This window comes from Arboricoccus pini, from assembly GCF_900187945.1.
Lineage (GTDB): Bacteria > Pseudomonadota > Alphaproteobacteria > Geminicoccales > Geminicoccaceae > Arboricoccus > Arboricoccus pini.
Genome location: NZ_FYEH01000005.1, coordinates 166636 through 181275, shown reverse-complemented (window position 1 = coordinate 181275; position 14640 = coordinate 166636). Strand labels below are relative to the sequence as shown.

General features: G+C 62.6%; 13 protein-coding genes. 10 read left to right on the top strand and 3 right to left on the bottom strand.

The annotated features are described in order from the left end of the window. Window positions 1-78 precede the first annotated feature (78 nt). Both CFB17_RS08865 and CFB17_RS08860 read right to left on the bottom strand, forming a co-directional pair. Window positions 79-810, bottom strand: coding sequence for an aspartyl/asparaginyl beta-hydroxylase domain-containing protein (locus CFB17_RS08865; protein ID WP_088561309.1), 732 nt, complete (start codon window positions 808-810; stop codon window positions 79-81). A gap of 103 nt (window positions 811-913) precedes the next feature. Further along, on the bottom strand, window positions 914-1543 hold the full coding sequence (locus CFB17_RS08860) for a hypothetical protein (protein ID WP_088561178.1): 630 nt from the start codon (window positions 1541-1543) through the stop codon (window positions 914-916). A 250-nt stretch (window positions 1544-1793) separates the two neighbouring features. Between CFB17_RS08860 and cysD the strand changes: the two genes are divergently transcribed. The 8 genes from cysD (at window position 1794) to CFB17_RS08815 (ending at window position 13564) form a co-directional block, all read left to right on the top strand. After that, window positions 1794-2588, top strand: a complete 795-nt coding sequence (cysD, locus tag CFB17_RS08855; protein ID WP_088561308.1) for a sulfate adenylyltransferase subunit CysD — start codon at window positions 1794-1796, stop codon at window positions 2586-2588. Between the two features lie 16 nt (window positions 2589-2604). Then, complete coding sequence (gene cysC / locus CFB17_RS08850) at window positions 2605-4485, top strand: adenylyl-sulfate kinase (RefSeq protein WP_088561177.1); 1881 nt, start codon at window positions 2605-2607, stop codon at window positions 4483-4485. A gap of 149 nt (window positions 4486-4634) precedes the next feature. Beyond that, a complete protein-coding gene (locus tag CFB17_RS08845; protein WP_088561176.1) occupies window positions 4635-5942 on the top strand; it encodes an MFS transporter in 1308 nt (435 codons plus the stop codon). 529 nt (window positions 5943-6471) lie between these two features. Next, entirely contained in the window at window positions 6472-7212 is a 741-nt protein-coding gene (locus tag CFB17_RS08840; RefSeq protein ID WP_088561175.1) for a phosphoadenylyl-sulfate reductase, read from the top strand. A 99-nt stretch (window positions 7213-7311) separates the two neighbouring features. Beyond that, window positions 7312-9108 carry a diflavin oxidoreductase gene (locus CFB17_RS08835; protein WP_088561174.1) on the top strand — a complete coding sequence of 599 codons (1797 nt, stop codon included), beginning with the start codon at window positions 7312-7314 and terminating at the stop codon, window positions 9106-9108. Window positions 9109-9138: 30 nt separating this feature from the next. Continuing rightward, window positions 9139-10884 (top strand): NADPH-dependent assimilatory sulfite reductase hemoprotein subunit, encoded by a 1746-nt coding sequence (locus CFB17_RS08830; protein WP_088561173.1) that lies wholly within the window; start codon window positions 9139-9141, stop codon window positions 10882-10884. Between the two features lie 878 nt (window positions 10885-11762). After that, window positions 11763-12323, top strand: coding sequence for a polysaccharide biosynthesis/export family protein (locus CFB17_RS08820; protein WP_088561171.1), 561 nt, complete (start codon window positions 11763-11765; stop codon window positions 12321-12323). Then, a complete protein-coding gene (locus CFB17_RS08815; RefSeq protein ID WP_088561170.1) occupies window positions 12323-13564 on the top strand; it encodes an outer membrane beta-barrel protein in 1242 nt (413 codons plus the stop codon). The genes CFB17_RS08820 and CFB17_RS08815 overlap by 1 nt, the downstream gene beginning before the upstream one ends. A gap of 117 nt (window positions 13565-13681) precedes the next feature. Here the strand turns inward: CFB17_RS08815 and CFB17_RS19000 are convergent, their stop codons facing one another. After that, window positions 13682-13915 (bottom strand): hypothetical protein, encoded by a 234-nt coding sequence (locus CFB17_RS19000; RefSeq protein ID WP_133063872.1) that lies wholly within the window; start codon window positions 13913-13915, stop codon window positions 13682-13684. Between the two features lie 199 nt (window positions 13916-14114). On the opposite strand from CFB17_RS19000, the gene CFB17_RS19790 reads away from it, so the two are divergent. Next, window positions 14115-14243 carry a hypothetical protein gene (locus tag CFB17_RS19790; RefSeq protein ID WP_279311730.1) on the top strand — a complete coding sequence of 43 codons (129 nt, stop codon included), beginning with the start codon at window positions 14115-14117 and terminating at the stop codon, window positions 14241-14243. Between the two features lie 55 nt (window positions 14244-14298). Next, window positions 14299-14565 (top strand): hypothetical protein, encoded by a 267-nt coding sequence (locus tag CFB17_RS08810; protein ID WP_088561169.1) that lies wholly within the window; start codon window positions 14299-14301, stop codon window positions 14563-14565. Window positions 14566-14640: the final 75 nt, after the last annotated feature.

Below are 14640 nucleotides of genomic sequence, written 5' to 3'. Positions count from 1 at the left end.
CCCGGGGGCCACCCCGGCTGCTTGAGCCAGGGTGGATGAGGATACGTGCCCGAGAATGCAACGCATCCTCGGGCCGCCTCAGATCAGGCGCTGGAGTGGCGTGGGCGGGGCATAGACAGGCTTCATGGCGGCGGCCAGGGGATCGATCACAGCCACGCCCGGGTTGGGATAGTAATCGACGAAGAGATTGACCCTGGGCCGGCGTCCCTTGTTGCGCACCGAATGCCGGACACGATTATTGAAGTCGTAGGCGCGACCCGGGACCATCGTGATCTTGCGGCCATCGATCTTGTACTCGACTGAAGGCGAAAGGCTGACCGGCACATGGATGCGGTGTGCCCTGGTCGCCATCACCTGGCCGTCGATATGAGGAGGAATATGCGCGCCGGCCGGCAGACGCACGAGGGCCAGACGGGTCACAACGCCGGTCTCCGTCCGCAAAGGCCGGATCACCTGCTGGACGATCGGCTCCAGCACCTCCTTGTAGGCCAGCCAGTCGGGGAAGGTGTAGACGGGCCAGATATCGGTCTCTTCCTTGGCGATCGGCATGAAGCCCGAGGGATCAAATCCCTTCTGCTTGCACCAGATCCAGACCAGATCCTCGAAATAGCTGAGCTTCGAGCCATGCGCGCTCGAATGCCATTCCGTCTTGAAGAGAATATTCTGGCTGACCGAATGCACATCGTTGGAGAGGATCTCCTGGCGCAGCGTGTTGCGCGTCCAGGCCTCCTCCGGCAAGCCCTCGATGAGCTGTTGCAAGGGTGCGATATCGACCGGTCCCAGGTCCCTGATGGGTGCGCCAAAATCCATGGGGGCGTCTCCAAGCCGCACGAAGCCAAGGGCTTGTCGATCTAGCTCATTTGCCATGGCCGCGATAGGCGGCCTTCACGCTCATGGCCTGGCCGCCTTTGCCTCAAGGACTGGTCGGGCGTGGGCTCGGTACGGGCATGTCATGATTGAGCGTGGCCGGATCGTCCGCCGTGTCCGGCGGTCCTGCCGGCTGGGTCACGCGCGGTGTCGTGGTCGGACCGTTCAGCCCTTGAAGCTTGTTTTGCAGACGCTGATTATCCTGTCGCAGCCGCTCGAGCTCGGCAGCATCCGGCGTTCCTTGACGGTCATCCGGCAGATCGCCCGCCGCGGGCGGGCTGGTCGGAGAGGCGGCAGGCGGGCTGGCCGGATTGACGCTCGCCGGCGGCGGCGGCGTGACGCTGTCGGCCAGGAAGACATAGGCAAGCCCTCCCACAACGAGGATCACCAGCACCGCGATGATGGCAAAGAGCCTGGGCGAGAGTGCCACCTCGGATCGTGGCGCGTGGATCGAAGGCGTCCAGACAACCTCCTCCGGTGGGAGGGGCTGACGAGATGATGCCGGATCCGGTGCGCTCGGGGCCGGTTCCTTGTTGCCAAAGGGTCCCCGGGCGCGCTGCCTGAGATCGTCCGTTCCCGAAGCGGGCCGCGCGCCGCCGAAAATGCGGGTCTCGAACGCCTCCTCCCTGTCGCCCACCCGGTCGAACGTATGGGAGCGCGGCTCGTTCTCGCTCATGCCAGCTCCTCGAAGCTGCCGGCAGCCCGCACTTGGGTGGAGGGGGCCTCCTCCAGGACTTCCAGATGGCGGGATAGCCGCATGGCAGGAATTCTCATAATTTTACAAACCTTATTTGTTATATTATTTTATTATCATTAAGTTTGTGGGAATTAGGAACTGCATGGTTGACAAGGCCAAGAGGGGACTCCGATATGCGGCTCCTCGCGCAAGGCGCGTGTCTCATCTCAATATCGCTGGCTTGGCGTACATGGACCATCTCGATCAGCTCGAAGCGGAAAGCATCTATATTCTAAGGGAAGCTTTCGCGAAGCTCGACAATATCGCCATTCTCTGGTCGCTGGGCAAAGACAGCAATGTCGTCCTGTGGTTGGCAAGGAAAGCCTTTTTTGGCCATGTGCCCTTCCCGGTGATGCATGTCGATACCGAGAAGAAGTTTCCTGAGATGTATGCGTTCCGTGATCGCTACGCCAAGGAATGGGGCTTGAATTTTATTCGCGAGCTCTGCCCGCCGGTGGAAGACACCGATCCGACCCTGCCGCCAGCCTCGCGCTCGGCGGCGCGCAAGACACTGGGCCTGCAGGCGGCCGTCAAGAAGCACGGCTTCAACGGCCTGGTGGCCGGCATCCGTCGCGACGAAGAGGCGATCCGCGCCAAGGAACGCTATTTCAGTCCGCGCGGTGCCGACAATAGCTGGAATCTCAAGGACCAGCCGCCGGAATTCTGGAACCAGTACATGACGAGCTTTCCCAAGGACGTGCATGTAAGGGTCCACCCGATCCTGCATTGGACCGAGATCGACATCTGGCGCTACACAAAGCGCGAGAACATTCCCTTGATCGATCTCTATTTCTCCAAGAACGGCAAGCGCTATCGCTCCTTGGGCGACCAGGACATCACCAACCCGATCTCGAGCAACGCCGCGACGCTGGACGAGATCATCGAGGAGCTCGAGACAACCAGGATCCCCGAGCGCTCGGGCCGGGCGATGGACCACGAATCCGAAGATGCCTTCGAGCGGCTGCGTGCCGCCGGCTATCTTTAAAGAAGAAATACGCGTCATGACCGCCAGCCCAGAGAACGACGCCCTTAACGCGCCGCAGCTCAAGATCGTCATCGTCGGCCATGTCGACCACGGCAAGTCCACCTTGGTGGGCCGCCTGGTGCACGACACGGGCTCGCTGCCCGAGGGCAAGCTTGAGGCGATCAAGGCCATGTCGGAACGGCGTGGCATGCCCTTCGAGTGGGCCTTCCTCATGGACGCGATCCAGGCGGAGCGCGACCAGGGCATTACGATCGACACGACCCAGATCCGTTTCAGGACGAAAAAACGCCCCTACGTCATCATCGATGCGCCCGGCCACAAGGAATTTCTCAAGAACATGATCACGGGGGCGGCCTCCTCGGAGGCGGCCCTCCTCTTGATCGACGCGCACGAGGGCGTCCAGGAGCAGTCCCGCCGGCATGGCTATCTCTTGAATCTTTTGGGCATCAGCCAGGTCGTAGTCCTCGTCAACAAGATGGACCTTGTGGACTATTCGGCCGACCGCTTCGGCGAGGTCGCCAAGGCTTACCGCACCTATCTCCAGGAACTGGGCGTCAAACCCGTCTCGATCATCCCGATCTCGGCGCGGGAAGGCGATAATATCGTCAGTCATAGCGATGCCATGCCCTGGTACCAGGGACCCTCGGTGATCGAGGCCCTGGACCGGTTCGAGAAGATCGACGTGCCGACCGGCCGACCGCTGCGCCTGCCCGTTCAGGACGTCTACAAGTTCGACCACCGCCGCATCATCGCCGGCCGGATTGAATCGGGCAGGCTCCGACTGGGCGACGAGGTGGTCTTCTCACCCTCCAACAAGACGGCGCGGATCAAGACGATCGAGGCCTGGCATGTGCCGGCCCAGCCGAGCGAGGCGACACCGGGCCAGAGCATCGGCGTCACCCTGGACGAGCAGATCTTTGTCGAACGCGGCGAGGTCATGAGCCACGTCGCGGACGCGCCGATCGAGAGCGCGGTCTTCAAGGCCAAGCTCTTCTGGCTGGGCCATAACCCGCTCGTGGTCGGGAAGACCTACGGCCTCAAGCTCGGCACCCTGGAAAGCCCGGTCACGGTCGAGGCGATCACGCGCGCGATCGACACCGACACGCTGGCCTCGGTCACGGCCGACCGGATCGAGCGCAACGGGGCAGGCGAGGTCGTGCTGCGCGCCAAGCGCATGCTGGCGCTGGACGAATACGAGAAAAGTCCGGCCACCGGCCGCTTCGTCCTCATCGAGGATTATCTGCCCGTTGGCGGCGGTCTCGTCTCGATGGAGGGCTATGCCGACCAGCGTAACCTGATCACCGTCCGCTCGACCAACATCACGGCCGTGGGCCACGCCGTGCCGCATGCGGCCAGGGCTGCCCGCAACGGCCACAAAGGCGGCGTTCTCTGGTTCACCGGCCTCTCGGGTGCCGGTAAGTCGACGCTGGCCCTGGAGCTCGAGCGCGAGCTCTTCACCCGCGGCTACCAGACCTATGTCCTGGACGGCGACAATGTCCGGACCGGGCTGAACGCCAATCTGGGATTCTCGCCCGAGGACCGGGCTGAGAATATCCGCCGCGTGGGCGAGGTTGCGGCACTCTTCGCCGATGCGGGCTTCCTCGTCATCTCGAGCTTCATCTCGCCCTATCGCAGTGATCGCGAGCGCGCCCGGGCGGCAGCACCCGAGGCCTTTCACGAAATCTACGTCAAGGCCTCGCTCGAGGCCTGCGAGAGCCGCGATCCCAAGGGCCTCTATGCCCGGGCGAGGAAGGGCGAGATCGCCGAGTTCACCGGCATTTCCAGCCCCTATGAGGCGCCCGAAACGCCCGAGCTCGTCGTTCCCACCGATTCGTTGTCGATCGAGGAATGCCTGGCCAGGCTGATCGCCTATGTCGACAAGGCTTTCAAGGCCTAAGGGCCGCCGTCGGGGGCTCCCGGCGGCCATCCTTGGCCTTCGCGGCCCGATCCCCGGCCTTTCCACCTGAGCGCCGCCAGGCGGGCGTTAGTGCATTGCCGTCTTTGAGACTCGCCTTATTCTTCGAAGAATAAGGGAGAGCTAAATCAATGACACTGCACAGCAGCGATGGTGACCGCATCGTGGGAAAGGTCGCCTGGCGCCTTTTGCCCATCATGGGGCTGCTTTACCTGGTCGCTTACGTCGACCGCACCAATGTCGGCTTTGCCGCCTTGACCATGAATGCCGATCTGGGGATCAGCGCCACGGTCTTCGGCTGGGCGGCTGGCATTTTCTTCCTGGGCTACATGCTCTTCGAGGTGCCCTCCAACATCATCATGGAAAAGGTCGGCGCGCGCTTTTGGATCGCCCGCATCATGGTGAGCTGGGGCATCGTCGCCGGCGCCATGATGTTCGTGCAGGGTCCATGGAGCCTGATCGTTCTGCGCTTTCTTCTGGGCATCGCCGAGGCCGGCTTCTTTCCCGGCATGATCCTCTATCTGACCTACTGGTTCCCGGCCCGCTACCGCGCGCGCTATGTGGCGCTCTTCGCCATCGCCATGCCGCTCTCGAGCGTGGTCGGCAGCCCCATCTCGGCCCTCCTCTTGCAGATGCACGGCTTTTTGGGCCTGGTCGGCTGGCAATGGCTCTTTCTGGTCGAGGCCGTGCCGGCGATCCTTCTGGGCTTCGTCGTCCTGCGCATCCTCCCAGATGGCCCCAAGGAGGCCTACTTTCTGACACCTGACGAGCGAGACTGGCTGGCAGGCGAGCTCGAGACCGAACATCACCACGTGCGCGCGCACGGCCATCTCGGCATTGCCAAGGTCCTGGTCGACTGGCGGATCTGGGCGCTCATCGCCATCTATTTCGGCCAGAACGTCGCCAGCTACGGTCTCAGCTTCTTCATGCCGCAGATCGTCAAGGGGCTGGGCTTCAGCACGCTCACCACAGGCTTCGTCGCCGCCACCCCCTATGTCGTGGCGATCGTCGCCATGGTGCTGGTCGGCCGCAGCGTGGATCGCACAGGTGATCGCCGCTTCCACGGCTTTGCCGTGCTTTGCGTGGTTGCCCTGGGCGTCCTGATCGCCGCCTGGTTCGGCACCTCGCTCTGGTCGGTCGTCGGTCTCATCATGGGCGGCGGCATGATCTACAGCATCCAGCCCTGCTTCTGGCCGCTGCCCAGCGAATTCCTGGCCGATACCGACCGTGCCGCCGGCATCGCCGTCATCAACTCGGTGGGCAATCTGGGCGGGTTCCTCGGTCCCTACGCCATTGGCTATCTCCGCGATCAGACGGGCGGTTTCGGCGCCGGCCTCGTCTTCGTCGCCCTGATGGCGTTTATTGCCGGGATCGTCATTCTTTTCTTCGCCCGGCCCCAATTGCAGATCGCTTCGCGGGCATCAGTAGCTGCGGATTAGAGCAGGCGGGCTCTGGACCCATCTCGGGCGGCGCGCCTCTCGGCCAGGAACCGGTCCATCTTGAGGGCAGGCCGGTTCGCCTTGAGGCGCAGGCTCAGCGCCTGACACGCCAGGCCGTCCGGTCTGCCGGATGCCCTAGCGGACGACGCCTGTTCCCTCGGCGGAAAGAAACTGAGCGCCGCGCCGGTCTCAACCTGGACTCAGCCCCAACGGGGGCATGAGGGGCATGCGCGCGCAATATCCAGGCTGCAGCGCCATCATGCGCTGGATGCGTTCTATTATACACTACTCTACTTGGTTTATATTCTTTTCTACGCCCTTGGAATGTTCTTTTAAACGTACTACATACGGGACTGTCATGAGGCGGCGGGCTCTTACTGCCGTCTTTGTTAGGACGAGCGACCGGCTCGGTCGCCCTGGAGGCAGGTCTTGAACCCCATTGTCATCATCGCCCCCCGCTCCGACATCCTAGCGATCGGTCGGTGTTGCGCGTGTGCGGTGAGGCGCCTGCCCCGGGGTGGAAAGCTCGATGAGTGACCGGCTTTCCCCCCAGAACCTGGATGCCGCCTTCGGTCATCTGAGCGGCCAAGCCCTGATCGAGGCGCTCGTCGTCCATGGCCCTCTGCAGGGCCGGACGGCGCTGGTCTCCTCCTTCGGAGCCGAGAGCGTCGTCCTTTTGCACATGGTGGCAAAGGCCAACCCCGCCATACCCGTCCTTTTCCTGGATACGCTCGTCCATTTCCCGGCCACGCTCGCCTACAAGGCCGAGCTCGTGGCAAGGCTGGGCCTCCGGGACGTGCGGGATGCCAGACCCGACATGCGCTATCTGGCACGCCTCGATCCCGAGGGCCGGCTGCACCAGGACGATCCCAACATGTGCTGCCACATCAGGAAGGTGGAGACGCTGGACGAGGCGCTCCATCCTTTCGCCGCCTGGATCACGGGCAGGAAGCGCTTTCAAAACGACCTCCGCCGCAAATTGCGCACCGTCGAGCCCGACGAGAACGGGCGGCGGATCAAGATCAATCCTTTGGCAGACTGGACCGTCGAGGCGCTGGAATCCTATCGCCTCGAGCATGACCTGCCGGCCCACCCGCTGGTGGCCAGAAACTATGCCTCGATCGGCTGTGCCCCCTGCACACGCCCCGTGGCACCCGGCGAGGATCCGCGTGCCGGCCGCTGGGCAGGGCGAGGCAAGACCGAATGTGGCATCCACTTGCCGTTGCCCGAAGGGCCGCGCCCGACTTCCGAGGAAGGCTGTCTGATCTGAGTTTTCATTGCCGATGAAAACGCTCTAGAAGACCAGCTTTGTCGAAGCCATCCGCCGTGCAAAGCCACGCTTAAACCGATCGCCTGACGAGACGATATCATGTCCAACTCAGCGGCCCCGCTGCTGCCCAAGACGGCTCCCTTCGAGAGCGAGCAGATTGCGGCCTTGAACCGTATCTTGGGCACCTCCACGGCCGATCAGCGCCAGTGGCTGGCCGGTTTTCTCGCCGGCTATGCCGCCGCCACCGGCAATGCCGCGTCGGCACCGTCACCGGCGCCGGCGACCGAGAAGCGTGCAGCTGAACCCTTAACGATCCTCTATGCGACCGAATCGGGCAATTCGGAGGCGCTGGCCCTCAAGATCCAGGCTTTGGCCAAGAAACGTGGCTTCAAACCCAAGGCCGTCGACATGGCCGATGTCATGCCGGCCGAAATCGCAGCGGCCAGGAATCTCCTCGTCATCGCCGCCACCTGGGGCGAGGGGGATCCCCCTCAGCGGGCCGAGCCCTTCTACCGGGCCCTCATCGAGGACGGGGCGCCAAGGTTCGAGAATACGCGCTTTAGTGTCCTGGCCCTGGGCGATTCCTCCTATGTCGATTTCTGCCTGACGGGAAAGAAGATCGACGACCGTCTGGCCGAGCTGGGTGCCACGCGCGTGGCCGAGAGGGTCGATTGCGACCTCGATTTCGAAGCCCTGGCGGATGGCTGGACCGATACGGCACTGGACGCGCTCAAACCGGCCGATGCCGGCGCTTCCGCCGAGATCATCCCCTTCGATGCAAGGGCCGGCACGGAGCCCTTGGCGGACGCCCCCACCTGGACGGCCAAGAACCCCTATGACGCCGAGATCATCGAGCATATCAACCTGAACGGCCGCTGGTCGGCCAAGGAAACGATCCACCTCGAGCTCGATCTGGGCGAGAGCGGCCTGGCCTATGAGCCCGGCGACAGCCTGGCCGTGGTGCCAAAGAACGATCCGATCCTTGTCGAGGCGATCCTCCAGGCGACCGGCCTCAAGGGTGATTCGGCCCTGGAAGCCCGCCTCGAAAGCGAACTCGACATCACCACGCTCTCGCGGCCCGTCATGGAGGCTTACCAGAAGCTCAAGCCGCACAAGGCCCTGGCGGAGCTCCTGGCCGCCGATGGCTGGCGCGACTTCATCGCCGACCGGCAACTCATCGACCTGTTCATGACCTTCGATGCGAAGCTGGAAGCGGGCGAGTTGCAGGGCCTGCTGCGACCCCTCGCACCGCGCAGCTATTCCATCGCCAGCTCGCCCTTGGCGCATGCGGGCGAGGCGCATCTCCTGGTCTCTGCCGTCCGCTGGCAGAGCCACGGGCTGGAGCGCAAGGGCGTTGCCTCCATCCACATGGCCGAGCGCAGCAAGAAAGGCGGCACGCTGCCGGTCTTCTTGAAGCCCAACAAGCATTTCCGCCTGCCGGCCGACCATGACCGGCCGCTCATCATGGTGGGCCCGGGCACGGGCGTGGCTCCCTTCAGGGCTTTTTTGCATCAGCGCCAGGCGCTGGAGGCCAAGGGCAGGAACTGGCTCTTCTTCGGCGACCAGACCTTCACCAATGATTTTCTCTACCAGCTCGAATGGCAGCAGCTCGAGAAGGATGGTGTCCTGACCCGCATCGATGCCGCCTTCTCGCGCGACCAGCCCGAGAAGATCTACGTGCAGCACCATATGTGGGAAGCAAGGCGGGATCTTTGGGCCTGGCTCGAGGAGGGCGCGGCCTTCTATGTCTGCGGCGATGCCACGCGCATGGCCAAGGACGTCGAGGCCATGCTCTTGCGGATCATCGCCGAGGAAGGCCGGAAAAGCCCGGACCAGGCGCGCGCCTATCTTGATGATCTGAACCGCACCAAGCGCTACCAGCGCGACGTCTATTGATCTTATCTCCTTAGGGACAGCGCAAGCGCCATGGCTGACGAGAAGACACAGGAAACCCCGCCGCCGGGGCTGGCCGCCAACGAGTACATCAAGGACAAGAGCAACTATCTTCGCGGCACGATCGTGGAGAGCCTGGAGCGGCAGATCACCGGCGCGATCGCCGACGACGACACGCAGCTCGGCAAGTTCCACGGCTTCTACCAGCAAGATCATCGCGACGTCCGCGCCGAGCGGGCCAAGAAGAAGCTCGAGCCCGCCTACAGCTTCATGATCCGCATCCGCATGCCGGCTGGCGTCTGCACGCCCGAGCAATGGCTAAAGCTGGATGAGATCGCCACGACCTTCGCGAACGGCACGCTTAGGGCGACGACGCGCCAGACCTTCCAGTATCACGGCGTCATCAAGAACAATCTGAAGCGGACGATGCAGGCGATCGACCGCGCCTCGCTCGACACGATCGCCGCCTGCGGCGACGTCAACCGCAACGTCATGGCGAGCTCGAATCCGCATCTCTCGGCCGCCCATGACGCCGCCTACGAGCTGGCGCGCGCGATCAGCGAGCATCTTTTGCCCAAGACCGGCGCCTGGCGCGAGATCTGGATCGACGGCGAGAAGGTGGCGGGCGGCGAGGCCGAGACGGAGGAGAGCGAGCCCGTCTATGGCAAGACCTACCTGCCGCGCAAGTTCAAGACGGTCGTGGCCGTGCCGCCGGACAATGACGTCGATATCTTCGCCCACGACCTGGGCTATATCGCCGTGCTCGACAAGAAGGGCGCCATTGCGGGCTGGAACGTCACCGTGGGCGGCGGCATGGGCATGACGCATGGCGACGAGGCGACCTTCCCGCGCACCGCCGACGTTCTGGGCTTTTGCACGACGGAGCAGGCGACCGACATCGCCGAGAAGATCGTGACCGTGCAGCGCGACTGGGGCGATCGCACCAATCGCAAGCATGCCAGGCTGAAATACACGATCGAGACCAGGGGCCTGGAGGCGTTTCGAGCCGAACTCGAGAAGCGCCTCGGCTACAAGCTGGGCAAGCCCCGGCCCTTCAGCTTCAACAGCACCGGCGACCGGATCGGCTGGGTCCAGGACCATCAGGGTCTCTGGCACTATACGCTCTTCATCGAGAGCGGCAGGATCAAGGACACCGAGGAGCGCCAGATCCTCAAGGGCCTGCGCGAGATCGCCAAGGTGCATGACGGCGAATTCCGCATCACCGCCAACCAGAATGTCATCGTCGCCAGGGTCAAGCCCGAGAACAAGGCCGGGATCGAAGCACTCCTTGCCGCCCACCATATCGGGCCCGAGAGCTATTCCGGCCTCCGACGCAATTCCATGGCCTGCGTCGCCCTGCCGACCTGCGGCCTGGCCCTGGCCGAGAGCGAGCGCTACCTGCCCGATCTCGTCACCGAGCTGGAGACGGCCCTGGGCGAGGCCGGGCTGGACGAGGCCGACATCGTCATCCGCATGACGGGCTGTCCCAATGGCTGCGCGCGGCCCTACCTGGCCGAGATCGGCCTCGTCGGCCGCGGCCCTGGCACCTATAATCTCTATCTGGGCGCTGCCTTCGACGGCTCGCGGCTGAACAAGCTCTATCGCCGCGACATCCGGCATGAGCGGATCATCGCCGAGCTCCGGCCCCTCTTCCTGGCCTATGCCAAGGAGCGGGGCGAGAAGGAGCGCTTTGGCGACTTCGTCATCCGCAAGGGCGTGATCGCCAAGACAGAGGCCGGCCGCCATTTCCACGCGGACCTGCCAGAGCTGGTCGGCTAGCCCAAGGGAGGGCCCAGGCAGTCGAGCCGTCTCAGCCATTGCCCTGGGAGGCCGGCTGCGGCTGGCGCTCGAAATCGGCCGGCATCCGCCTGGCCTCCTTGGCACCCTCGAACATGAGGTCGAGGGTCAGGGCTTGGCGCGGCTGTCAAAAAAGCTGGTTTAGCGTATCGACGGCAAGATCGGTTCTCACCCCTTTGCATATGCACCTGGGCCAGGAGCTTGGGCCCGGGGACCAGAGAGGATCCCGTCGCAGGATTGCGCGCGTGGCCCGCAGCGCGCCTTCCAGATCGTTCTGCCTGAGCACGATCATGCCGTGTACGAGATTAGCCCCCCGATATTCAGCATTGGCGGCCAGCATCGTGGCCTGTTCGAGATTGCCCTTCGAGCTGAATCTGAGCCATCCCCGCCGCCGCATCCTGCACGCTCTAGGCCGGCAATAGCGTCTTTCGTTGGAACCGCAAGAACATCGACACCGGAAAGCAGCAACGTTTACCATCTTTTCTTTGCTCGCGCTCGGCCGCCTATTCGTTCACTCCTTGAAGATTAAGAGAACAACAAATATACGATTAACAATCTATGTTATTATAATTTCTCTTTTCGAGAGGCTTCATCAAATCAAAACGACGATACATTTCTATTTTAGTAAATTTGTCGGCAGTTTCATCATTCTTCCGATGGTAAATTTCCCCTGACTTGCAGAATCATCGGATCGGGCAACGAAGACACGTAAATGTCACGCCTCTGCTCGCAACCTTCGGCTCATTACGGCAAAGGCTGGGCAAGCCTGAAATCCTATGATACGCGCCAAGCGAAGCGGATTTGCGGCCATAGTCGAATAATAACGTTATTACGTTCATACTTGCGGATAAGGCACCTCGATGAAATCAATTAAAGGGGCCCTGTTCCTTCTTGTCGTCCTCTTCGCTCATGGGGTGCGAGCGGACGAATATCGCTTCAATGCGGGGGACGTTATCCGTGTCTCCGTCTGGCGTGAGGACGGCCTGGAGCGAGAGGAAGTCATCCTTCCCGACGGCTCGATCTCCTTTCCCCTGGTTGGCATCGTTGTCGCCAAAAGCAAAAGCGCTCCCGAGCTCGAACGCGAAATCGCCCAGAAACTGGAGCCCTTCATCCCGGGCCCTGTGGTCACGGTCGAACTCGTCGATGCACGCGGCAATATCGTCTACGTGCTGGGCGAGGTGAACAATCCAGGCGCCTTTCAGATCTCCAAGCCGACGACCGTCATGCAGGCGCTAAGCCAAGCGGGCGGCTTCACGCCCTATGCCGGCACCGGACGGATCAAGGTGCTGCGTGAGGATGCCACGGGCCAGAGCGTGCATCCCTTCAACTACAAGCATGTCGCCGTGGGCGAGGACCTGGAGAGCAACATCCAGCTGCAAGCGGGCGACGTGATCGTCGTGCCTGGCGGCTCGCTCTTTTGATGCCAATCCCATCGGGCCGCCTGCCTGGCTGGACCTGGCTGGTGGGCGGCGGATTGCTGGCGGTCCTCAGTCATGCCCAGCGTGTGGAGGCCGGCGTTTTCGACCTGTCGCCCAAGGTCAGCCAGACGACCACCTATGATGACAATGTGGGCCTGCAGAGCAGCAACAAGGTCTCCACGCTGGTCTCGCGCACGGGCGTCGACCTGGATGCCGACATGGGCACAGCGGCTACCAACCTTAAATTATATGCCGGTGCGGCTCTCGTTCGCTATTTCAGCGAAAACAGACTGAATACCGACGACGAGAATATCGGCTTTGACCTCACCCATAGCGGCCGGCGCCATCAGATGGGCCTGAAAGGCAGCCTCGTCCGCGATACGGGCATCAGCAACCCGCTCGATCTCGATTCCGGCCGCGGCGGTCTCGCCAACGAACGGCGCTATACCTACGATCTGGCGCCCAACTTCGCCTATCAGCTCGACCAGACCCAAAGTATTGAGCTGTCCGGCGCGTACACGCATCGTGATTTCAGCAATGTTGACGAAGATGAATTCGGCTCGAACGCTGCGCCCTACTCGCAATATCGCTCGAGCCTGGACTGGCTGAAAAGGCTGGATCCAAGGCTGCGGGCCGGCGTTGGCGTCAATGCGATCTATGTTGATACGAGCACGCAAAAGACGAGCCTTGCCAGCGCTGTCGGCATTGTCGAGTGGCAGGCTTCACCCAGGCTTGCCTTGAATGGTAATATCGGACCCGGCATCACGCGCACCGAGACGACGCTGCCGACGGGGTTGGGCGGCAGCGAGCGGGATAGCGAGGATACACTTGGTTATTACTTCGAGGCCGGTATCGATTGGCTGCCGACCCCCAGGACCACGACCAAGCTCAGCATCTCGCGAAGCATCCAGCCCTACGGCACGGGCCAGACGGCGGTAACGCGCAACAGCATCAGCCTGAGCGGCGATCACAAGCTCTCGCGCCGCCTGAGCTTCAACATGGATGCCGTCTATTTGCTCGACCAGTCAGTCGGCAATCAGCGCAGCGGCAGCGTCAATGATGGCGATATCACGGCAATCTACCTTACCCCCAGCCTGCGCTGGGCCGTGACCAAGGAGGTTGACTTGTCGCTAGCCTACAGACTGCGTTACAAATCATTCGAGAACTCGGATTCCGATGCTACATCTCAAGCCATAATTTTCCGCGTGGGCCTGGCATTGCCGACAACTCGCAGCAATTGGTAACTATCGTAGAACGTATGATTTTTACTTTGTCGTTGTTTTTTAAAGCGACATCCGGAATCGCTTTCATATAGCTGACATGACAGCAACCATGTACACATATAGGTCCGCTTTCCTGCGCTACAAATAGTGGTTTCTCATCCCCACCACCTCGCCCAGGAAAGGTATCGGGTCGATCAGCAGATCGATCAATTGAACACCCAGCTCGCCGAGTTCCGGCAGAAGAATTCCGGTGCCTTGCCCGATCAGACGATCTTCGATCAACAGACCTTGACGCGGCTCGAACAACAGGTGAGGGCCATTCCACCACCCTGCCAGAGCCTGCGCGAGCGCGAGGCCTACCCGCAGCAGCAATTGGTCCTGACCCAACCCACCAGCCCGGCGCCAGCGCTGGCGCCTCCTCGAGCCCGACCCGCCAGCTCGTGAGCATGAGGACCGAGCTCGCGACGCCCAGGGGTCGCTACGGTCCCGAGCGCCGCGCCTGATCCCGCAGGTGCGGGTCCTGAAGGTGTAGCAAGGGATCAATCCGAGATCCTCTCTGGAGCACGACCGGATGACGGCCCAGCAGAACCTGGAAGCACCCCTGCGGCGCCACACGCCGCGGTATCCAGACGTGCTCCGCGTCAAGCGAACGCTGGCCGGCAGATTGCCCGGAACGGCAAGGCCAGCCCGGGCACGCTGAACAATCTCGCCTATATCGAGCTGCAATCGACCTTGAACGGGGGCAGATCCCGACCTTGACCGGCCAGTTGAAGCCCGCGACCCAGCAATTGCAGGACTACCAAAAGCTGGCCAGCCGCACGCCCGGCATCGAGGGCGAATACGACCAGATGCAGCAGCAGCTGATCGAGCTTACCAATCGCCGCAACGATCTTGCCCAGCGCGAGATGACCGCGGTCCTGGGGCATGATGCCGAAACCGAACTCGAGGGTGAGCGCTTCTTGCTGATCGAACCGCTCGACCTGCCGATCGGCCCCGCCGGCTCATGCTGGGCTTCCTCGTGATGCTGGTCCTGCCGGCGGGCGGCCTTCGTCGTCACTGGCCGTGTCGCTCCTTTGGCCGTGCTGGCTTACAATCTC